The sequence below is a fragment of the Ureibacillus sp. FSL K6-0165 genome, from assembly GCF_038004285.1.
Classification (GTDB): Bacteria; Bacillota; Bacilli; order Bacillales_A; family Planococcaceae; genus Ureibacillus; species Ureibacillus thermosphaericus.
On record NZ_JBBOQS010000002.1, the window covers coordinates 235,380 to 256,685 of the forward strand.

Annotated in this window: 20 protein-coding genes; 16 read left to right on the forward strand and 4 right to left on the reverse strand. The window is 35.7% G+C overall.

Annotated features, from left to right (window positions below):
- Positions 1–140 precede the first annotated feature (140 nt).
- Positions 141–1,634, forward strand: coding sequence for a UDP-N-acetylmuramoyl-L-alanyl-D-glutamate--2,6-diaminopimelate ligase (locus NST00_RS14795; protein ID WP_339288926.1), 1,494 nt, complete (start codon positions 141–143; stop codon positions 1,632–1,634).
- Between the two features lie 91 nt (positions 1,635–1,725).
- A complete protein-coding gene (locus NST00_RS14800; RefSeq protein ID WP_339289586.1) occupies positions 1,726–2,169 on the forward strand; it encodes a YlbF family regulator in 444 nt (147 codons plus the stop codon).
- 84 nt (positions 2,170–2,253) lie between these two features.
- Here NST00_RS14800 and NST00_RS14805 read toward each other — a convergent pair whose 3' ends face one another.
- Positions 2,254–3,192 (reverse strand): glycerophosphodiester phosphodiesterase, encoded by a 939-nt coding sequence (locus NST00_RS14805; protein ID WP_016837530.1) that lies wholly within the window; start codon positions 3,190–3,192, stop codon positions 2,254–2,256.
- 181 nt (positions 3,193–3,373) lie between these two features.
- On the opposite strand from NST00_RS14805, the gene NST00_RS14810 reads away from it, so the two are divergent.
- A complete protein-coding gene (locus tag NST00_RS14810) occupies positions 3,374–3,652 on the forward strand; it encodes a YlbG family protein (RefSeq protein WP_016837529.1) in 279 nt (92 codons plus the stop codon).
- A 3-nt stretch (positions 3,653–3,655) separates the two neighbouring features.
- Here NST00_RS14810 and NST00_RS14815 read toward each other — a convergent pair whose 3' ends face one another.
- Positions 3,656–4,045 (reverse strand): DUF7147 family protein, encoded by a 390-nt coding sequence (locus NST00_RS14815; RefSeq protein ID WP_016837528.1) that lies wholly within the window; start codon positions 4,043–4,045, stop codon positions 3,656–3,658.
- Positions 4,046–4,100: 55 nt separating this feature from the next.
- On the opposite strand from NST00_RS14815, the gene NST00_RS14820 reads away from it, so the two are divergent.
- From NST00_RS14820 to coaD, 3 genes are read left to right on the forward strand one after another with little or no spacing between them, the layout of a single operon-like run.
- On the forward strand, positions 4,101–5,522 hold the full coding sequence (locus NST00_RS14820; protein WP_016837527.1) for a hypothetical protein: 1,422 nt from the start codon (positions 4,101–4,103) through the stop codon (positions 5,520–5,522).
- Positions 5,523–5,541: 19 nt separating this feature from the next.
- A complete protein-coding gene (gene rsmD / locus NST00_RS14825) occupies positions 5,542–6,093 on the forward strand; it encodes a 16S rRNA (guanine(966)-N(2))-methyltransferase RsmD (RefSeq protein ID WP_016837526.1) in 552 nt (183 codons plus the stop codon).
- A gap of 13 nt (positions 6,094–6,106) precedes the next feature.
- The gene (gene coaD, locus NST00_RS14830) at positions 6,107–6,592 is read left to right on the forward strand and encodes a pantetheine-phosphate adenylyltransferase (protein WP_016837525.1); all 486 of its coding nucleotides are present in this window, start codon (positions 6,107–6,109) and stop codon (positions 6,590–6,592) included.
- A gap of 53 nt (positions 6,593–6,645) precedes the next feature.
- Here the strand turns inward: coaD and NST00_RS14835 are convergent, their stop codons facing one another.
- Positions 6,646–7,440, reverse strand: a complete 795-nt coding sequence (locus tag NST00_RS14835) for a hypothetical protein (RefSeq protein WP_016837524.1) — start codon at positions 7,438–7,440, stop codon at positions 6,646–6,648.
- A 217-nt stretch (positions 7,441–7,657) separates the two neighbouring features.
- Here NST00_RS14835 and NST00_RS14840 point away from each other — a divergent pair, with 217 nt between their 5' ends.
- A complete protein-coding gene (locus NST00_RS14840; protein WP_340710307.1) occupies positions 7,658–8,701 on the forward strand; it encodes a SepM family pheromone-processing serine protease in 1,044 nt (347 codons plus the stop codon).
- Positions 8,702–8,710: 9 nt separating this feature from the next.
- Here NST00_RS14840 and NST00_RS14845 read toward each other — a convergent pair whose 3' ends face one another.
- Positions 8,711–9,919 (reverse strand): nucleotidyltransferase, encoded by a 1,209-nt coding sequence (locus tag NST00_RS14845; RefSeq protein ID WP_168411945.1) that lies wholly within the window; start codon positions 9,917–9,919, stop codon positions 8,711–8,713.
- Between the two features lie 158 nt (positions 9,920–10,077).
- Here NST00_RS14845 and NST00_RS14850 point away from each other — a divergent pair, with 158 nt between their 5' ends.
- The 9 genes from NST00_RS14850 (at position 10,078) to NST00_RS14890 (ending at position 21,248) form a co-directional block, all read left to right on the forward strand.
- Positions 10,078–10,617, forward strand: a complete 540-nt coding sequence (locus NST00_RS14850) for a YceD family protein (protein ID WP_016837520.1) — start codon at positions 10,078–10,080, stop codon at positions 10,615–10,617.
- Positions 10,618–10,638: 21 nt separating this feature from the next.
- On the forward strand, positions 10,639–10,812 hold the full coding sequence (gene rpmF, locus NST00_RS14855) for a 50S ribosomal protein L32 (protein WP_016837519.1): 174 nt from the start codon (positions 10,639–10,641) through the stop codon (positions 10,810–10,812).
- Positions 10,813–11,433: 621 nt separating this feature from the next.
- Positions 11,434–12,696 (forward strand): group II intron reverse transcriptase/maturase, encoded by a 1,263-nt coding sequence (gene ltrA, locus NST00_RS14860; protein ID WP_340710146.1) that lies wholly within the window; start codon positions 11,434–11,436, stop codon positions 12,694–12,696.
- Positions 12,697–13,015: 319 nt separating this feature from the next.
- Positions 13,016–14,323: an S-layer homology domain-containing protein gene (locus tag NST00_RS14865; protein WP_340710324.1), complete on the forward strand. Its 1,308-nt coding sequence runs from the start codon at positions 13,016–13,018 to the stop codon at positions 14,321–14,323.
- A 293-nt stretch (positions 14,324–14,616) separates the two neighbouring features.
- Positions 14,617–15,276, forward strand: a complete 660-nt coding sequence (locus NST00_RS14870) for an S-layer homology domain-containing protein (protein ID WP_340710309.1) — start codon at positions 14,617–14,619, stop codon at positions 15,274–15,276.
- 257 nt (positions 15,277–15,533) lie between these two features.
- Positions 15,534–16,634: a CAP and S-layer homology domain-containing protein gene (locus tag NST00_RS14875; RefSeq protein WP_016837947.1), complete on the forward strand. Its 1,101-nt coding sequence runs from the start codon at positions 15,534–15,536 to the stop codon at positions 16,632–16,634.
- A 234-nt stretch (positions 16,635–16,868) separates the two neighbouring features.
- A complete protein-coding gene (locus tag NST00_RS14880; protein WP_340710312.1) occupies positions 16,869–17,792 on the forward strand; it encodes a C40 family peptidase in 924 nt (307 codons plus the stop codon).
- A gap of 224 nt (positions 17,793–18,016) precedes the next feature.
- On the forward strand, positions 18,017–19,978 hold the full coding sequence (locus tag NST00_RS14885; protein ID WP_168412350.1) for an N-acetylmuramoyl-L-alanine amidase: 1,962 nt from the start codon (positions 18,017–18,019) through the stop codon (positions 19,976–19,978).
- Between the two features lie 358 nt (positions 19,979–20,336).
- On the forward strand, positions 20,337–21,248 hold the full coding sequence (locus NST00_RS14890; RefSeq protein ID WP_340710314.1) for a C40 family peptidase: 912 nt from the start codon (positions 20,337–20,339) through the stop codon (positions 21,246–21,248).
- Positions 21,249–21,306: the final 58 nt, after the last annotated feature.

Here is a 21,306-nt window from a genome sequence, read left to right on the forward strand (position 1 = left end):
GCCGTTATATAAAAGTTCACCATATCCCACAGGGATAATGGTGCTTTTTTTTTAAAAGGGGATACGGGATTATTGTTGACCCTTTTCTGACAGTGTCACATTAGCGACCTAGGCATATGATAGGGAAAAGGAGTGACACAGTGCAATTAGCAGAATTATTGAAAGATTGGCCATGTACGGTAAAAGGCGGTTCCATCCGTGTAGAAGTAAATGGCGTTGAAGACTATGCACAACATGTAAAACCCGGTGATTTATTTGTTGTACGAAAAGGAAGAAAATTTGATGGATATCAGTATATTGATTTGGCTGTAAAAAATGGAGCAGTTGGAGTTGTCATTGAAGATGAAACACAACTTGATCAATTAAAGTTATCCGTTCCACTTATTTGGGTACCAAACTGTTTAAAATTCATGTCATTTAGTGCTGCAAAAATTTATCGATTTCCAGCAGAAGCGATGCAAGTGATTGCCATTACAGGGACGAATGGAAAAACGACTGTGAGCCATTTTATTGGTCAATTATTACAAGCACTACATAAAAAAGTAATGGTAATTGGAACGAATGGAGTTTTTATAAACGGTGAAGAATTACAAATAGAATATGAAGCATTAACAACGCTACAACCAAAACATTTACACAAAATATTGCAATACGCAGTACGCAATAAAGTTCAATATGTCGTACTTGAAGCATCTTCCATGGGGTTATCTACTCATCGACTAGATGATTGTGATATTGATATTGGCGTATTTTTAAATTTAGCGGAAGATCATATTGAAGATCACGGTTCTTACGAGAAGTATAAACAATCAAAACAAATTTTGGCTCAACTAGCAGATAAATTAGTACTAAATGGTGATGATTCATTTTGTCGCACAGTAGGCTTACAATCGAAAAAGGAAAAAACTTATTTTGGTCTTGGAAATCGTGTAAATTATCAATTGCAACTATTAGCAGAGGGAAATCATCATTCCACTTGCTGTTTACAGAGCGATAAAGGTCAAAAAGTATTTACTTTGCCATTCGTAGGAGAACATCAATTGCAAAATGCTATTGCAGCAATTACGACAGTAAGCGAATTAGGCTTTTCTATCGAAAATATTTGTGAAGCGGCAGAGCAGTTGCGATTGCCTAAAGGTCGGCTTGAGTCCATTCCAAACCATTTAAATTTGTCTATTTATATCGATTATGCCCATACAGAAGCAGCACTTAGAGCAATATTGAAAACATTAAGAAAAACTGCCAAAGGTGATTTAATATTAGTCTTTAGTTGTGGTGGAGATCGAGATAAACATAAACGAATTAAAATGGGAGCAGTAGCTACAAAGTATGCAGATATGATTTATTTAACAACAGACAATCCAAGAAGTGAAGATCCTGCATATATTAATTCTCAAATTGCAGCTGGTTTTATATCCACTCAAAAATATGAAATGATTTTAGATCGGGCAGAAGCTATAGAGAAGGCGATTTTATCTGCAAAAGAAGGAGATACGATTGTTATTGCAGGTAAAGGCCATGAAACGACACAAACGTTTAAAGATAAGGAGATTTATTTTTCCGATTATGAGTGTGTGCAATCTGTATTAGCTAAATCGTTAAAAAATAAAGTGGATGATTGCCAGTCTCAATAATTTCAAAATGAAGGTCAAGAAAACAAGTATTGCAAATTTAAACTTTGTTCAAATTTTGCTATGATAGATGTACAGATTGGAGGAATAAATGATGATGATGACATCAGAATGGGCCTTCATTTTAGATGAAGCGGATGCGTTAAGCTCAATGATTCTCAGTTCTGAGCCCGTACGCAATTATCAACAAGCTCATCATGCTGTATATAGTGATAGAGTATTAGTTGAAAAAATTGCCGCATTTAATCGAATGAAAGTGCAGTACGAGGATGTACAACGCTTTGGCAAATATCATCCCGATTATCATTCAATTATGAAAGAAATCAGGAAGTTGAAGAGAGAGCTGGATCTTGATGAAAAAGTAGCGAATTTAAAGCTTGCGGAAAATGAGCTGCAAGATATGCTGGATGAAATAAGTCTTATTATCGGAAAGTCTGTTTCTGAAGCGGTTAAAGTTCCAGTTAGCAACCCATTTTTTGAAACATCTTGCAGTTCAGGCGGATGCGGATCAGGTGGAAGTTGCTCCTGTTCAGCTTGATTTCGTGTGATATATTTAGTTTATAAATGAACGGCTTAAGTTATTAATGCTTAAGCCGTTTTTTATTTGAAGAATTCAAAGACTTTATGAAAGATTTTCCCCTTTTTCTTTATGGTGTTCTACCCAATCCCGAACGAGGGGAACAGCAATATCCGGTCTATCGGTGATAATGCCTTGCGCTCCATTATCTAGTAGTTTTCTCATCAATTCTTCATCGTCAATTACCCAATAATGGACAGGGATATTTAAATTGTTTAAAAAGGCGATAAATTTCGGTGAGTCTAAAGAGAACCTTCCAGACTTTATTGGGATTTGAAAAACATCTACTTTTGGATGATAAAGATGACCAAATTGGCTTGTAAATGCTGCAAACGCTTTTCGGACATCCGATTCTCCAGCTCCTAATGCGACTCGGTTTTGGGCGTACAAATTAAAACGATCCACTTGTTCACTATAGAAGCTCGTTACCACCACTCGATTTTCTGCGTTATATTCTTCAATCAATCTCCAAAGTTTCGAAGGCATTAAACTACCTTCATAAGTTTCTGGACTATCTTTAATATCGATGTTAATAAACATATTTGGGAACTTTTCAAATAACTCTCTTAATGTTACGATTTCTACTTTTTGATTGCGATAAGGGACATTTCCATTGTTATCTTTATAATGGAAACCAAAATTAAAGTTTTTTAGTTCTTCTAGCGTAAAATCTTTTACAGCACCCATTCCATCAGAAGTGCGGTCAATTGTTTCATCATGAAGTACTACAATCTCTTCGTCTTTTGTTAATCGTATATCAATTTCAAAACCATCTACCCCTAGTTCAAAGGATTTTTCAAAAGCAATCATTGTATGTTCAGGTGCAATTAGTGCACCGCCCCTATGTGCTAAGACGACAGGTATATCCATGCTTAATACTTCTTTTCCTTCTCGTTTTTGGGGTTTTAGAAAAGCTTTACTTCCAGCCCATGCTGCTGCACTTGCGGCGGCAATGGCCAGTGCCAGTTTCGTTTTTTTACCCATGACTAGGCCTCCTTTACGAGCTTCTATATATTAACGAATATGAATTCTAAAATCATTACTTGTATAGATTGCATCTTATAAAGATGATTATAACGGAAATTGTAACATCATGTCACGAATGTCAGTTGCTATCAAAAATAACTATATGGTATCCTTTAAATGAAGAAAAGGGGTAATAAAAATGCAAGAACGTCAAGGGCTAATCGTGTATGTTTATCAACTGAAGCATGCTAAAAGCTTGAGAAAGTTTGGAAATGTCCAATACATTTCAAGAAAATTAAAATACGTAGTGCTCTATTGTAATAGAGATGAAATTTCTTATATTAAAAATAAAATACAACGCCTTCCTTTTGTGAAAGACGTTGTTGAATCGTACTTACCGTTTGTAAAAAATGAATTTGAAAATACAAAGTCTAAGAAAGATCAGGACCAAGAATACGATTATAAAATAGGACTTTGAACATTAAGAGAGTTGCGGAATTAAACGGTTCATTCTTAATACACCAATTAAATGTTGATAGAATAAAATCGTTTCGGAGTAATAGCAGGAATGTTTAATATCCATTTGAACGGCTTCTTTGCCAATGGCCTTTAACGACTCTTCAAATAATTCTAGCCGTTTAGAAGGTTTTTCTGGAGTGTATGGTATCCCTTCTCTACATATGTATATTGGCATAAAGTTGCTGTCACCAACTGGTTGAAAGGCTACTGCAGGAGAGGCATATGCTTGATTGCCTTTATAAGAAATAAACAAAAAGGCATTATGGAATCTTTTTTCATTTGTACGAATTAATTCACAAAGCTCGTATATATCTCCGTAGCCTTGTCCGAGTTCAACAAACTGTTGCGTCATATTGTTATCATCCTTTCTATGTACATAATAGTAGCATGTTCGAGGTGGTTTGCATATGAAATATATCATTAGTTTTTTTAGTCTGCTAGTTTTGCTTATTAGCGGCGTGCTTTTTTTTCAATACCAAGTTTATTCCGATTATCGAGAGAGCGAAATAGACGATTTTACTTACACGCAAGAAATTGATATTGTATACAGAGGTCAAAGTTTAGATATTCGTCATCACTTTAGAAATTTACCAAATCAAACGATTTCTATCAACTGGCCAGAACAAGCTGTAAACCCCGATTGTTTTATTGAATCAGAAAATAGCTGCAAACGGTTAAGCGAGGATTTTTCTAAATTCCAAGAAAGTGATATACAAACTCAGTCGATCTCATACATAATACCCCTTGATGGAGGATTAAAACCAAATCAATTAATGAAAGATATTTTTGTGACGTTAGAAAATGGTATTGTATCTTATTCAACAGTACATATTACAACTGAACAATCAATTGCTGGAACATGGGTTACAGGTTTACCTTTAGTTGGTCAGCAATCATTATCCCTTGTGCATTATTCAATGTTTAGCGGCACAGGTCCAGTGAAAGAACTTTTTTATGCTGATCATTTACAATTGCAAAATGAACTTGATTTGATTTCTATTTATTCGACAAATAAAATCGAAAACGAATTAGTAGAACAGCTAAATAAAGTGAATTTCTTAAATGATGAACACGTCGCGGTTGTTCATGGTTCGAATCTTTCTGGTAAACAAGGCGAACGTATTTTGTTTTCTAATAATTTGTCAATAGAAGCCTTAAAGGAAGAAGTTATATTGTCCCAATTACGCACGAAATTTCAGTTTGAAAATGTACCTGCATGGGTAACTGAGGTTATGGCTTCGATTTTATCTGATTCTGAGATTGGCGGGGAAAAAGCTAAAGAAATAACAATGACTTTAAAAAGTCGATTGACAGAAGAACAACTTGAACTTTGGAAACAAAAGTTACATGATTTAGAAGGTAAAAAAATCGATGCAGCGCTTTTAGATGAACAATTAAGCGAAGTGTTTGCAAACCATACACAATATTTCCAGTCAAACGTCGCAACTGATGGAGTATTTCCGTTACTATTCAATGATTTCCGAGATGTTTATGTAAATGCTCGATTAGTAGATGACGTTGAAGTAATTTTTAAAGATGGTCAAGTGTTATATTCTGCTGACTCTTTATTACATCATCTCGGTTATGAAACACGAGTTGGGGAAAAAGGTTATTATGTAAATAATGATATTAGACAATATCGTTTTCCTTTTAATCATGAATTTTATGTTTATAACCAAAGACGCTACAATACCGTGTCACAACCAATAAAAGTGATAGCTGATAAGTATTACATTGAAGAGTCTTGGGTGCAAAAGCTATTTTTCATTGAAATGGATAAAAAGAAAGACTCTATTTCCATAAAAAACATTGACACTGAACAACAATAGTGAAAGCTTGGTGATGAAGATGCGAGTAGTAGCCGGTGAAAGGAAAGGGATACCGCTCAGAGCGATTGCCGGAACGACTACGAGACCTACAACGGATAAAGTGAAAGAAGCACTATTTAATATCATCGGGCCTTTTTTCGAAGGTGGAATAGCATTAGATTTATTTGCTGGCAGCGGCGGACTAGGAATTGAAGCATTAAGTAGAGGTGCGGAAAAAGCTATCTTTATTGAGAAAGATCGCCGAGCTGTTCAAGTATTGAAAGAAAATATAAAAAAGTGCCGTTACGAAGAGTTTTCGGAAGTGTATTGTACAGATGCAAGCCGTGCTGTAAAGGCACTGCTAAAAAGGGATATCCAAATAGATTATTTATTTGTTGATCCCCCATATAACAAGCTAGAATATTATGATTACATTTCACTTCTTGTAGAAGGCGGAAAGCTGGCTGACGATGCAATAATCGTTTGTGAACATTCGACTGAAGTACAATTGCCAGATGCTTACGGACGATATTCATGCATCCGAGATGAAACTTATGGAAATACTATTATTTCAATTTATCGAATGAATTAGGGAGAGGGAGAAATTGTCGCAAAAAATTGCAGTAGTACCGGGAAGTTTTGACCCGATTACGAATGGACATTTAGACATTATTAAACGGGCAGCAGATGTATTTGATCTTGTATATGTTGCTGCATTGAAAAATTCTTCAAAAAATCCGTTGTTTACTATTGAAGAAAGACTTGAGTTGATCGAAAAGGTAACGAAGGATATTCCAAATATTCGCGTTGAAAGTTCTTCTGGATTGCTTGTGGATTATGCGAAGTCTCGAAACGCCATCGCTATTGTTCGAGGTTTAAGAGCAGTATCAGACTTCGAATATGAGATGCAAATAACATCGATGAATCGTTTTTTAGATGAATCGATTGAAACATTTTTCATCATGACTAAAAATCAATATTCCTTCTTAAGTTCTAGTATTGTGAAGGAAGTTGCTCGCTATGGTGGAAGCGTAAAAGGATTAGTACCTTGTGAAGTAGAAGAAGCATTAAAGAAGAAATTTCATCAATAATCGAAAACTCGGCAAGATAAAATGCATCTGCCGAGTTTTCTCTTTTTATAAAGTTATAAAAATAATATAAAATATAGCAACGGAATAATAATCGTGATGAGAACTCTTAATAGAATGTAGGGTTTGAGCGAAATGTTTTCACTTTTTGCGATGACTGCTACTTGCATATGAATGCTTAAACTTTGGCTTGATAAGAAAGTAGCCATTAGCAAAGGAAGTATAATTGATTCATCGGCAAAAAACTTATGTGCAATTTGAAGTCCGTTCGTCATTTCTAAAGATGCTGCTGTTAATAGTAGTAGATTTTTATGTATATTTGGCAAAATTGTCTGAATTGTAAACATGACGACGGTATAAATGGTTGTAAAAAAGATGATTGTTGAACCGACGACAAGAACAGTAGGAATACTGTCTTTGATGCTAGAAATGAATGGATTTTCATTTCGTCTAAGGTTGTCTAATTTGATTTCTTGCCGAGGATTGGAACGATGGTAAAAATAATATAACAGCAAAAGGAATAGAGAAACTGTATGATATAAAATTAAATATTGCCAGCTGAAGCGGGTATCATGTAGTAAGTCATGTCCAACAAATCCTAATACGAATAAAGGGCTTGGACTATGACAAATACTTAATAAGCCGTTTGCTTCACTTTTTGAAATTTGATTTGTTCTTTTTAAATAGGCAATGGTTGCGGCACCGGTCGGGAAACCACCGAGAGCACTGATGCCGTATGTTTTAAAATATAATTTGAATCTTGATAAGGAATTTTCCTTTTCAGGTGTTAAGCGAATAAACCATTGTGTTAAAATCAAATACGGAAGTAAATATGGGAATAAAGCTTCCATGAATAGTTGAAGTCCAAGGTCCGCTCCTTTATGAGCGATTCCTGGAAAAAGTAATAGTAAACAAATGAGTGTTATACATACGAAAAGATATAGTAGTGGAATAAGCCATCAACTCTTTTCAACTTTTGTTTTTTCGATGAACCAAATGCTAAACTAATATATGCACGATTTAATTTTTTTAGTCTTTTTCGAGCTAACATAGGAGGTGCTTTAACTTTTGAAACATTTTATTACGATAATCGTTACGATGTTGGTTTTATTTTTTTTATCTTTTTACAAGCTGGACTACTATATTATGAAACCTGGAAGCTCCTATGATGTTAGCGAATTTGTTACTGTGGAAAATGGGGATTTGGACGATGAAGGAACAATCAGTCTTATGACGGTTGCAATGGGACCAGCGACACCCTTGACATATCTCATCGCAAAGTTTAAAGAGTGTGAAGATATTTTGAAAAAAGAGGAAGTTTACCATAAAGAAGAGGATGAACGGGAATATAACGTTCGTCAATTAAAGCTAATGAAGGATTCACAATTTAATGCTATTTACGTCGCTTATAATAAGGCTGGTTTACCGTATACAGTTGATTATCAGGGCATCACTGTTTTAAATGTATTAGCTGGTGGTGCCAGTGATGGGCAATTAGAGCCTGGAGATAAAATCCAAGAAATTGATGGGAATATTATAAAAAAAGCGGAAGATTTAGTTCATATTTTAGAAACGAAAAAAGAAAATGATGTCGTCCAATTAGTGATTCACCGCAATGATAAATTGCTGGATCGCACTATTACATTAAAGGAAATCCCAGCAAGTGATGGGAAGGTTGGTTTAGGGATTACTTATTCCGAAAATAAAACGATTAAAACAGAACCGATGGTAAAAGTGAATGCAGAAGATATTGGAGGACCTTCTGCAGGGTTAATGTTCACTTTAGAAATTCTGAATCAACTGTTAGAAGAAGATATTACAAAGGGATATTTAGTTGCAGGAACTGGAGAAATCCATGAAGACGGCACAGTCGGTCGTATCGGAGGCATTGAAAAGAAAGTTGTTGCAGCTCATGAAGATGGCATGGAAATTTTCTTCGCTCCTGATGATGAAATACCTGAAGAAGTCAAGAAGAATAATCCAGCCATTCTTTCCAATTATGAAGCTGCTGTCAATATCGCAAAAAAATTAAATACCGACATGAAAATCGTGCCGGTAAAAACGATTGACGATGCATTAAATTATTTAGCAAGTCTTCCTGAAAAAAGATAAATCGTAATTCTATAATCGTATTGGCGGAGTTTTATAATCTCCGTCAATTTTCTTTTGTGAAAATAATTCAACGCCTAAAGCATACATTTCAGATGCTCTAATGTCGATTTGAAGCATTTGATCCTTTGCTTGTGCTACTCGGCTAATAATCGGCAACTCTAAATTCTTTTTTCTTTCTGATAAATAAGCTTGTCCATTTTTTGTCATTCCAAGTAAACGAATGTAGGTTGGATGCTTGAATTGATGCAATTCATCTTTCGTTATGCCAGTAAAAATGTGCGTCAGCATTCTTTGCAATCTCGTCCAAGTATACCGCTTTGATTTTATGTCTGACATAAATTGTGAAAAGTTTTCACTATGTTTTACATGTTTGATGAGAGCATATTCAATTCCTTCCGAAACATCTGCAAAGGCTCTCAAGTTTTCTGGATTATAACGCATGATGGCATATTTTAATAGTGGCCAGAAAGCATCCCAGTCAACAAATTTTGAAAATTGTTGTTGCCATTCAACAAGATGGACATAAGTTGAATTTGGTACGAAATTACGTATCGCTTCAACATTTCTCTTTTGAAATATTTCTTTACGAATACCAGTTGCACTGGCGATTGTCGATGTTTCATTGATTGCATCGTGATAGCCTGCATGCAATCGTTGAATTGTCATTGGTTGAATTGATAAATTGAATTTTTTTGCAGCGGCAATATAGTGATAACCAAGAATGTTATTTGGTTTGGACAAGTCGATGTAATTTTCATTTTTCTTTTGTTTTAATTGTTCATAAGCGTAATATAAGCTTTGTGGATAACTAGTTCCTGTTGATACGTACTTCTTGATGAGCGCATTATATTCTTCATTATGTTCTTCAATTAGATTAGCAGTGTTAATGAAAGGTTCGAGTTTTCCTTCTTCGCTCCCAAATGAAAAAGCATCGCATTGTAATGCGTCAAGGAGAAATATCGCACCTTCAGCAAATACAGGTGCATTAGCTGTGCTATAAACATATGGTAATTCAACAACGATATCGACACCGCTTTGTAAAGCCATTTTTGCTCGATGCCATTTAGAGACAAGAGAAGGTTCACCTCTTTGTAAAAAGGGGCCACTCATAACAGCGACGACTACATCGGCGTTTGTAATCTTTTTAGATTGGGTAACATGATAGTAATGTCCGTTATGAAATGGATTATACTCAACGACTATTCCAACCGCTTTCATAAAAAAGCCCCTTTCAAATAATACAATCTTTCTTCTAAAATTATCTCTTTAGTTAATACTGAATTATAGAAGCGTTTTTGTAAAGTGACAAGAAAATATCTTGACATCTATATTACCTCATTATATAATCAACATTGTTGTCTCGGGGTGATTCGTGAATGAAATGGTCAATTCATCAACTTTCGAAGTATCGCCATAAAGGAATGCCGATCGATACAGTTGTGCAATTGGATGAAGTGAAAAAGCGAAATCAAGAAATTCGCGATATTTCACCCGTTCATGTAAAAGGTCACTGTACAATCGGAAGTTCACAAATGACTTGTCAGTTTACTTTGACAGCGACCTTAATACTCCCTTGTGCTCGTACTTGGGAGGATGTTGAATTTCCTATTGAAGTTGAGACGGTAGAAGTCTTTAGCTGGGTTGATCCAGAACTTCGGGGAAATGAAGAAGATGAAGATATCCATTACATAGATGGAGAAGTCATCGATTTGAAGCCAGTCTTAGAAGAAATCATTCTTCTTGAAGTGCCGATGCAAGTATTTAAAGAAGGTACTGAAGGTACTATTAAAGGTGGTAAAGACTGGAGTTATTCAACAGAAGAAGACGTTAGTCAAAAAGTAAATGACGAACCAAAAGTGGATCCAAGACTTGCTGGATTAGCTAAGTTTTTTGATCAATCAAAAACAGATGAATAAATCTGCAAGGAGGTGCCAATCATGGCTGTACCATTTAGAAGAACTTCTAAAACTGCAAAAAGAAAACGCCGTACACATTACAAATTATCAGTACCTGGTATGGTGAATTGTCCAAATTGTGGTGAACCAACTTTATCTCACCATGTATGCAAATCTTGCGGACATTACAAAGGTAAAGAAGTGGTAAGTAAATAATAAAGCGTAGATTCGTTATACGCTGCTTACGAAAGACTATTAGAGTGACCATGGCTCTCTAATAGTCTTTTTTGTGCGCCCGGCATGTACATGAACTATAGGGTGTAAGTCCCGAACCCCGAAGACAGAAGTAGAGGTTAGCCAAGAGCAAGGGTGTCCGTGGTGACGCGGAATCTGAAGGAAGCTGGAGGCAAAACACCGGTCCGAGGAACACGAACCTCATATAAGGCTAGGTATGATTGAGTGAGTTTGCAAAACAAAACAAAGCTCTTTCTGTCGAAGGTCATATCGAGTAGATGAGGCGGATAGATGGTGTGAAAGTGCATGTACTTACCCGGGGAGGTCTGGCGGATAGGTGAAGTACGCTTCATAACCTACTTAGTGATAAGTAGCTGAACCGTCAGAAGTCAGCAGAGGTCATAGTATTAGTTGGTCTAGAACAACTAAGAAGGACCGAACAATTAAGAGAGAATAGCCCTTGGCATTCAGTGAGTCATGATGAAAACAGAAAACGTAGTACCTCACTTGAGGAAGGAAGCGGTGAATCCCGTGGGGGACCTCTTGGAGGGTGGAGTGACCACTGGCATAAAGAGAACAGCTATTCACGGAAGGAGAATAACGATGCTTTTGAATCAAATCCTGTCACGGGAGAACATGCTTCAAGCACTAAAACGTGTAGAACAGAATAAAGGAAGCCACGGAGTAGATATGATGCCCGTACAAAACCTACGACAGCACATAGTCGAAAACTGGCTATCTATTAAGGAGGCAATTCTCAAGGGAACTTATGAACCAATGCCAGTCCGCAGAGTCGAAATCCCGAAACCTGACGGCGGTGTTCGTTTACTAGGAATCCCTACCGTAACAGACCGTTTGATTCAACAAGCAATCGCCCAAGTACTTTCAAAAGTGTATGACCCTACATTCTCTGAAAACAGCTACGGATTTAGACCAAACCGAAGTGCCCATGATGCGGTGAGGAAAGCGAAAGAATATATAAGAGATGGACATCGATGGGTTGTAGATATGGACTTGGAGAAATTCTTTGATAAGGTCAACCATGACAGATTAATGGGTACACTCGCGAAGAGAATCCAAGATAAACCATTACTGAAATTGATTCGTAAGTATTTACAATCGGGAGTCATGATTAATGGTGTGGTGTCAAGCACATTAGAAGGAACTCCACAAGGAGGACCATTAAGTCCGCTACTATCTAACATTGTACTAGATGAACTAGATAAAGAATTGGAAAGAAGAGGACACAAATTCGTTCGATATGCGGATGACTGTAACATTTACGTGAAAAGTAAACGAGCAGGACTTCGCACAATGGCAAGCATTCAACGATTCATTGAAGGAAAACTACGACTGAAAGTAAATGAAAAGAAATCAGCGGTCGACCGTCCATGGAAACGTAAGTTTCTAGGATTTAGCTTTACCTATCATAAAGAGCCAAAGGTTCGTATCGCAAAAGAAAGCCTTAAACGAATGAAGAATAAAGTTCGTGAAATCACATCACGCAAGATGCCCTACCCGATGGAATACCGCATTCAGAAACTGAATCAATATCTAGTGGGATGGAGTGGATATTTTGCGTTAGCAGACACCAAATCTATATTCCTTGAATTAGATAAATGGATTCGTAGAAGACTTCGAATGTGTCTATGGAAGAACTGGAAGAAACCGAAAACAAAGATACGCAACCTTATTCAGCTTGGCGTACCACAATGGCAAGCGTATGAATGGGGAAATACTCGGAAGAGTTATTGGCGTATTTCAAATAGTCCAATATTACACAGAACCCTTGGTAACTCCTATTGGAGAAACCAAGGGTTGGAAAGTCTTGAAGCTCGTTATGAAAACTTGCGTCAATTATCTTAATTGAACCGCCGTATACGGAACCGTACGTACGGTGGTGTGAGAGGACGGGAGTTAATCGCTCCCTCCTACTCGATTTCTTCAAAAAAGGAAATGTATCAAAAAAATAACAAAATGTTCTTAGCTCTATTGAATAAAAATAATATTCGAGCTAGATAAAAAAATGATATTTTATGGATATTTATACTAATATTTAGCAACTAAATATTACCTTTGACGAAAATAAATAATATTAATATACTAGATTTTGTTGATAGAAATCAGCATCGTTTTACAAAGAAAAATGATAAAAAAATGATATTTTCTTGGAGGGTAGTAGTTGATGAATTATAAAAAATTTTTCGCATCGGCAGCTACGGCGACATTAGTAGCTTCTGCAATCGTTCCAGCTGTATCAGCGGCAACTTTTACTGATGTAGAAGATAATACTCATAAAGAAGCAATCGATGCTTTAGCAGAAATGGGAATCGTAAAAGGATACAAAGATGGTACATACAAACCGAATAACACATTAACACGTGGAAATGTGGTAAAAATGTTAGGTCGCTGGCTTGAAGAACAAGGCAAAGAAATACCAGAAGATTGGGATACAGTACAACGCTTCAAGGATTTGCCAGTGGACTTTGCAGACGAAGAGTTAGTAAAATACGCAGCTTTAGTAAAAGATCATGGCGTATTTCTTGGTTCAGATAACAAATTAATGCACATGAACAATATGGACCGTTCGCAAATGGCTTTAACTTTAAATCGTGCATATGAAGCAATGTTTGGTGTATCATTAATCGAATTAGCTGAAGAGATTGATGATGTAATAGTAGTGGACATGGATGAAGTTTATAACGATAACAATAGAAGAGAAGCAGTACAAGCGTTGCGTGACTTAGGAATTTCCGTTGTTGAAAATTTCAGACCGAACGAAACGGTAACACGCGGACAATTCGCTTCATTCCTATATCGCACAATTCAAGTTTCTGAACAAGATGAATTAAAAGTTGTCTCTGCGACTGCCACTACAGCTTCAACGATTGAAGTAATATTTAATGAACCAATTAATAATACACAAGAAAATCTACAACAAGTAAAAGTGATTGCAAAAGAAGATGCAACAACACCTGATTCATTAACATTTACATTAAGTGAAGATGGAAAAACGTTAACAATCACAAATCAAACGTTGTTCAATGGTGATTATGAAATTGTAATCGAACCGAAAAAAGTAAAAGGTACAAAAGAAAACCAATTCGTTTCTGAATTTAAGAAAACTGTAAAATTTGAAGAAATCACAAATGAAGCGCCTACAGTAATTTCAGCTAAGTTTAATAAAACAACAAAAGAACTTGAAATTACTTATTCTGAAGAAATCAAATTATTAAATGACGAAACAGTAATATTTGACTTTGAAGTGTTAGTCAATGACGATTCATTAACTACTCCAATAAAAATTGATGCCAACAAGGGTGACGAAGAAAGCGAAAAAGCTACTAAAGTCATCGTGAAACTAGAAGATTTAGTTATCGAAGCAAATGACACAATTTCTTTACAGCTATTAGAAGAGTCAGATATTAAAGACTTAACAGATAAAAAAATTGAAGTAACAGAAGTTATTCCTGTTGAAATGGTTGAAGAATAATTTTATTTCATCAACTACTTAGAACTTTTAAGTAATAAAGACTCAATTGTAATTTTGCTAATAAGTATTAGTCATAGGCTACCAACCAACAACTAATACTTAAACTTCATAGATGGACATAGCAGGGAAAGTCCAAATAGAGGGGCCGAATGGAGACAAATGGTTTTCTATTCGGTCCATTGTGTTATCGAAAAAATACTCCCTATATTCCTTCTGTCAATAGTTATTATAGAAACCTACCATAATTTGGGTTACAATGGTTGAAGAGAGTAGGATAGGGGGGAAATATCCACATGAAACTATGGAAATTTTGGATATCCGTTGTCATCTTTGGTATCGTAGCTGCAATTTACATTCCAACTACAGCCAATGCAGCGGAGAATCCTTTTATTGATGTATCTGTTAAAGATGCCCATTATGAATCGATTGTAATCCTTATTAACGAAGGTATCGTTGAAGGAACGAGCGCGACAACATATGAACCTTATAAACAAGCAACAAGACAAGAAGCGGCTTTATTTATTGCCAAGGCATTACATTTAGATACAGTGAACGTGGCAGATCCTGGATTTATTGATGTACCTAAAGCAAGCAAATACTATGGTGCTATTGCTGCGCTGAGCCAAAAAGGAATCATACAAGGCTATCAAGATGGCACATTTCGTCCATCTAATACGTTAAAACGTTCGCAAATTGCAAAAATGGTAACATTAGGTTTTGGCTTGAAAGTATCGAATAAAACAACGACACCATTTAAAGATGTCAATGTCATCAATGATCTGGAAACGAGACAATATATTCAAACGTTGATTGATTATAAAATTACAACAGGCACAACTCCTGAAACATTTCGTCCTTTTTCTCCACTAACTCGAGGGCAATTGGCAACTTTTATTAAAAGAGCTCTTGAAGCAACGGATGGGCTAGGATTCCAAGTCATTAGCGTTGAATAATATTTCAAAGTAAAGCATTATCTTGGGATTTTTGCTCGAGATAATGCTTTTTAAATGATTACCTAACTTTATTGAAGATATTAATAGAAAATTTATCTGATACCTTTGATGTTGAGAACGTAATTCTTTTTTATCAAAACATATTTCTCTATTAACAAATCATGAACTTTTTGAAAATAAAAGGTAATTATTATAAAAATAGAGAATACATAAAAAAAGGTAGTTATTTTAGTTTTATAGAAGTGGAGAGAGAATATATGAAACGTAACACAATCATAATAACCGCCGCTATCATATTGTTTTTAAATGGGGGTTTTTTACATAATAGAGTTCATGCAATGGCGGGAGAAGAGCGTGTTAAATCAACAGAACTGCAAACTCCCTTTCAAGATATAAGCAGTTCATTTTGGGCAGCAACACCAATTTTAACACTGAAGGAAAAAGGATACATGGATGGCTATCAAGATGGTACCTTTAAACCGAATCAGTATGCAACCCGAGCGGAAGCGGCTAGTGTTATAGCGAGATCGTTAGAAATTCCCCTCGAAACGGATTTTGAATTAAACGCAAAAGATTTATCACCCAGCCATCAATATTATCAAGAAATCTGCAAGCTCGCAGAACTAGGGATTGTTCAAAATAGTGAGCATTTTCGTCCGGAAGAACCGCTAAGAAGAGCACAAATCGCTAAAATGTTGGCTCTTAGTTATGGTGTTCAAGTGGACCATGTGAATAAAACTTCATTTAAAGATTACAAAAAGGATTACTGGGCTAGAGATTATATAGAATCGCTAGCAGATGTAGGAATCATCGAAGGTACAACACCTACTACTTTTTCACCTAATCAGTATGTAACAAGAGCACAGTTGGCAGTTCTCGTTTATAGAGGCATTGAATTTCAAAATAAAATAAAATCTTATCAGTTAGCTTATGACTATTTGTCGAAACACTATATTTCTACGGTCAATAGTGCAGTGAATTGGACAAATGAAGTGATTGATTTAGTAAATGAAGAACGTAAAAAAGTTGGAGTCCCTCCTTTGAAACAAGATTTAGCACTCACTCAATTGGCGATTATTAAGGCACAGGATATGATACAGAGAAAATATTTTGATCATTTCTCTCCTTATTACGGGCATCCTTGGGATATGGCGACACTCTTTGACTATGAATTTACGAGATTTGGTGAAAATATTGCACGTAATTTTGATCAACCAAAAGATGTTGTTAATGCATGGATGGCTTCAGAAAAGCACAGGGAAAATATGTTGAAAGAAAATTATACGAATATAGGCGTGGGAATAAAGTCAGATTCTCAAGGAAACTATTATTGGGTTCAATTATTTTCTAGCAAATAACTGTAATAAACTAGTATCTTTTATTACAGGAATGTTACAATACCTGTTATATAATTTCATAATTTTTCTATTAGAAGTGCCGAATTTCCTTTAAAGGTAAGGATTTCGGCATTTTCTGTTATATAGCAAAAAAGTTACACAATTGAAAAATTACTAGAGTCCAATCTATGATAGTCTATTAACTGTGAGTATATAGTAACGGATTTAGCAATGTTCGAAAGGGGCCGAGTGTTCGTGAAAAAGAAATGGTTGTTGACGATTTTTACATCGTTCTTACTTGTATCAGGTTTCGGAGCAAACAATGCAGTAGAAGCAGCTACAGTAGATGAATTAAAAAGCACAGCGAAACAATACATAGGAGCACCATATAAATATGGTGGTACAAATATTAAGACTGGAATCGATTGTTCAGGGTATACGAGATATGTATTTTCTCAATTAGGAATTTCGTTGAAACGTACATCTAAAGAACAATATACTCAAGGCACAGCTGTTTCAAAAAACGAATTACAACCAGGAGATTTAGTGTTCTTTAATACTTCTGGAAAAGGCGTATCCCACGTTGGAATATATTTAGGAGATAATCAATTCATTTCCGCTACTACATCAGGTGGAGTTGAAATTGATAGTCTTAACGATCCGTATTACTGGGGCTCTCGTTATATTGGTGCAAGACGAGTAGCTACATTTACAACAGAAGAAGCTGAACAAGTAAAAGAAGCTGCAATCGATTTTAGCGTTTATGTTTCTCGCGGTGAAGCTGCAATCCGACTTGCTGAAGCATTAAACTTAGATACAACTGATCAAAATTCACCATTTATTGATGTGAAGCCAGAATCTAAATATGCTGGTGCAACAACGGCCTTAAATAAATTAAATATCTTTACTGGAGATTCAAATGGAAAATTTAACCCAGGTTCACCGATTACTCGTGGTCAATTAGCAAAAGCATTAGTGATAGCGTATGGTTTAGAATTAAAAGGTGAGCCAGCAACATTTGCTGATGTTTCTAAAGAACATTGGGCATACGAATATGTAGCTATTTTAGCTTCCAATGGCATTGCGACTGGTAGAGAAGACGGAACATTTGGAGTAGACGAATACGCAACTTTCGAACACTTGGATACTTTCATTGAACGTATTAAAAATGCACAATAATCCATATTAGCTACCAACTTTTCTTGTAGGAAATTAAATAAATTTATAAGTAGAGAGGTTTAACGAACCTCTCTTTTTTTATCATTAAGCGAGAACTTCTTCATTCCAGAATCGTTAATAGATTATATAAGGATAAATTTAGGGAAACAGGTAGAAAAGACTGATGAATGAAAATAATTCTTTTGATAGAATAAAATTACTATCTTAGAAGGGCGGGAAATGTATTGTCTTTAAAAAAAATAAGTTTATTAATAGGTTTTATACTTTGTTTATCTTTATTCAATATACATACAACTAGTGCAAAAGTTCAGTTTGTCGATGTTCCACCATCTTATGATGCCTATGAAGAAATCCAATATTTAATTAACTTAGGTGCTATTAAAGGGTATGAAACGGAAAATGGAACATATTATAAACCACATCAACCAGTTACGAGAGGACAAGCTGCCAAAATGGTAGTCATTTCTTCTGGGTTGCAACCGTTGAAAGTAAAACAATCTTCTTTTAAAGATGTACAAACAGGGACAGAACTTTCAGGTTATGTGGAAAGAGCAGTAAAAGAAGGATATTTTTCAGCTTTTAAAAATGGAGAATTTGGTCCTTACGTTAACTTAACTCGCCAAGAAATGGCGAAAGTTTTAGCAACTGCCTTTCAATTAGATGTGGAGAAGTACGCAAACTTAACGGTACCTTTTAAAGATATCAGTCCGAAACATCCTTATTACAAATACATTTCTGCAATTTATTACAACGGTATTACGAAAGGGAGTCCTTCCGGTAAAGAACGCGTATTTATGCCGGAATCTTCCGTTACACGTGGACAATTTGCTTCCTTTATTGCCCGAGCAAAAGAGGAAAAATATCGATTAGAATTACCAGTGCAAGGCGTACAAGTTCCGAATGAAAAAGATGCTATTGGAACAGTGGCGGCGACAGTTGATTACTTAAATGTCCGCACTTCAACCGATACATCAACAAACGCTAATCGAATTGGCCAAATCAATAAAGGAACTAAACTCCCTTTATTTGAAATTCAACCTGGTTGGTTTAAAGTGATGTATAAAGATCAATATGCCTATATTTCAAGAGATTACGCTCAAGTAGTGGATGAGGCTGGACAACCTCTCGGAAAAGTGCAGAAACATGTGATTGCAGTTGGAAAAGTGAACGTTTATAAATCTAGCAATACCAATTCAAAAGTGATAGGTTCTTTTAACGCTGACGAGCAAATACCGGTTTATAAAACAGTAGGTGATTGGTATTTAACAGAAAAGGACGGGGTTCCTGGATACGTTCAAGCTTCTGCTACGAAACAACCGGTTGTGGAGAAGCCTGTTGATCCACCTGTAAAAGATCCAGTAGAAACGCCGCCTGTGAAAGATCCTGTAGATAAAGACCCAGTTGTTGAAACACCTACTTATACGACTAACACAATTGGTCGTGTTACAACGAATGCATTAAATATTCGAGAGAAAGCAGACGCTACTTCTAATTCTCTTGGAACATTAAATAAAGGAGAAATAGTGGCTGTTCATTCGATTAGTGGGAACTGGGCAAATATTACAACGAAAAATGGCACGAAAGGCTATGTGCATAAAACGTATTTAAAACTTATCAATCAAAAAGGTAGTCCAGTAAAAGATCGCGTGATTATTATTGATGCGGGGCACGGTGGTAAAGATCCAGGTGCAGCAAGTAACGGAGCGGTGGAAAAGGAAATAACTTTAAAAGTTGCAACAGTTGTGAAAAATAGATTAGAAGCAGATGGTGCAAAAGTTATTATGACTAGAACGGGAGATACGTACCCGACGTTAGAAGATCGTGTGAAAATTGCGCTTAATAATTACGCGGAAGTGTTTGTGAGTATACACGTAAACTCTGCTTCAAATGAGAGTGCAAAAGGTACAGAAACGTACTATAGCGTTGCGGGTAACGTGAATATTGAAGAAGATGAAACATTGGCAAAAGCCATTAACGATCAAATTGTGAAAAATGCAGATATGAAAGATCGTGGTGTGAAAAAACAAGATTACTATGTAATTCGCAATATGATTCTTCCTTCCGTGTTAGTAGAATTAGGATTTATTACAAATCCTGAAGACCGTGCAAAATTGACAGATCATGAATATGTCGAAATCTTTGGTGATTCAATTTATAAAGGAATTGTAGAGTATTATCAAAAATAATAATTGGGCTTACGTTAGAAATACATGAAAGCGAATTGAGAAAAACGATGTGTTTTCCAATTCGCTTTTTTATATTTCTAGACAACCGTATTATTTGGAATTCAACCCTTATTTTTAATAAAAATCCAACATTATCCTGTATTTTTTCCGGTTAGTATCAAATAAATATTACACCCATATTACAAATGATACTCATAAATAACAATTTTCTCTTTAATGATAAATTTTTCTTTTTTAATCGATTTATTTCTGCAATAACGAAATATAAAACGTTACATAAATGAAAAATCACAAGGACAATATTTATGGTAGGCTCGAATTAGATTGCGAACAGAGGAAATTGAAGGAGGAATTGACAGTGAAAAAAAAGTGGTTAATTCCAGTATTTGCATCTTTCATGATTTTTACATCTCCTTTGATTGATGCAGAAGCTGCAACATCACAAGAATTGGTTTCAACAGCTAAACAATACATAGGCGTACCGTATGCTTGGGGCGGCACTACAACAAGTGGTTTTGATTGCTCCGGATTCACGCAAAAAGTATTTGCTGATTTGGGGTACCAATTAAATCGAACATCTGCTGGACAATTTGCACAAGGGACAGCTGTTTCAAAGCAACATTTACAAATAGGAGACTTAGTATTCTTTAATACATCAGGGCAAGGTGTTTCCCATGTAGGGATTTATATAGGAAACAATCAATTTATTAACGCTTCTTCAAGTAAAGGGGTAAGCATTGCTTCATTGGATAATAGCTACTGGAAAAATCGCTATGTTGGTGCAAAACGAGTAATCGATTTTTCGAAGCAACAAGCTTCTGAAGTGAAAAATGCATCGGTTGATTTGGGCTTTTATGCATCTCGCGGGAAAGTAGCTCTTCGATTGGCAGAAGGATTAGGGCTTGATACTTCCGATACGAACTCTCCATTTATCGACGTAAAGTCGACAGATTATGTAGCAGGAGCCGCAACAGCCCTAAATAAATTGAGAATTTTTGAAGGGAATGGGCAAGGAAAATTCAATCCGAATTCCCCAATTACTCGCGCACAAATGGCGAAGGTTCTAACAGTTGCCTTCAATTTAAAACCAATTGGAAAAAACACTGTGCAATTCCGTGATGTGGATCAAAATCATTGGGCATATGACTATATTACAATTTTAGCTCAACATGGTATTACGATTGGAAAAGGAAATGGCTTATATGGACCGAATGACTATGTGACACTTACACAGTTAGAGACTTTTATACAGCGTGCGGTTAGTAAATAATTTTTGAGTGGTTCTGCATTGCTAGAAAAGAGAAGAAATTTAATCGGTTTAGAAATTC

Coding starts and splice junctions, on each gene's coding strand:
- NST00_RS14800 (WP_339289586.1), top strand. CDS start 1,726: ATGATGATGACATCAGAATGGGCCTTCATTTTAGATGAAGCGGATGCG.
- NST00_RS14805 (WP_016837530.1), bottom strand. CDS start 3,192: ATGGGTAAAAAAACGAAACTGGCACTGGCCATTGCCGCCGCAAGTGCA.
- NST00_RS14810 (WP_016837529.1), top strand. CDS start 3,374: ATGCAAGAACGTCAAGGGCTAATCGTGTATGTTTATCAACTGAAGCAT.
- NST00_RS14815 (WP_016837528.1), bottom strand. CDS start 4,045: ATGACGCAACAGTTTGTTGAACTCGGACAAGGCTACGGAGATATATAC.
- NST00_RS14820 (WP_016837527.1), top strand. CDS start 4,101: ATGAAATATATCATTAGTTTTTTTAGTCTGCTAGTTTTGCTTATTAGC.
- rsmD (WP_016837526.1), top strand. CDS start 5,542: ATGCGAGTAGTAGCCGGTGAAAGGAAAGGGATACCGCTCAGAGCGATT.
- NST00_RS14835 (WP_016837524.1), bottom strand. CDS start 7,440: ATGGAAGCTTTATTCCCATATTTACTTCCGTATTTGATTTTAACACAA.
- NST00_RS14845 (WP_168411945.1), bottom strand. CDS start 9,919: ATGAAAGCGGTTGGAATAGTCGTTGAGTATAATCCATTTCATAACGGA.
- NST00_RS14850 (WP_016837520.1), top strand. CDS start 10,078: ATGAAATGGTCAATTCATCAACTTTCGAAGTATCGCCATAAAGGAATG.
- rpmF (WP_016837519.1), top strand. CDS start 10,639: ATGGCTGTACCATTTAGAAGAACTTCTAAAACTGCAAAAAGAAAACGC.
- ltrA (WP_340710146.1), top strand. CDS start 11,434: ATGCTTTTGAATCAAATCCTGTCACGGGAGAACATGCTTCAAGCACTA.
- NST00_RS14865 (WP_340710324.1), top strand. CDS start 13,016: ATGAATTATAAAAAATTTTTCGCATCGGCAGCTACGGCGACATTAGTA.
- NST00_RS14870 (WP_340710309.1), top strand. CDS start 14,617: ATGAAACTATGGAAATTTTGGATATCCGTTGTCATCTTTGGTATCGTA.
- NST00_RS14875 (WP_016837947.1), top strand. CDS start 15,534: ATGAAACGTAACACAATCATAATAACCGCCGCTATCATATTGTTTTTA.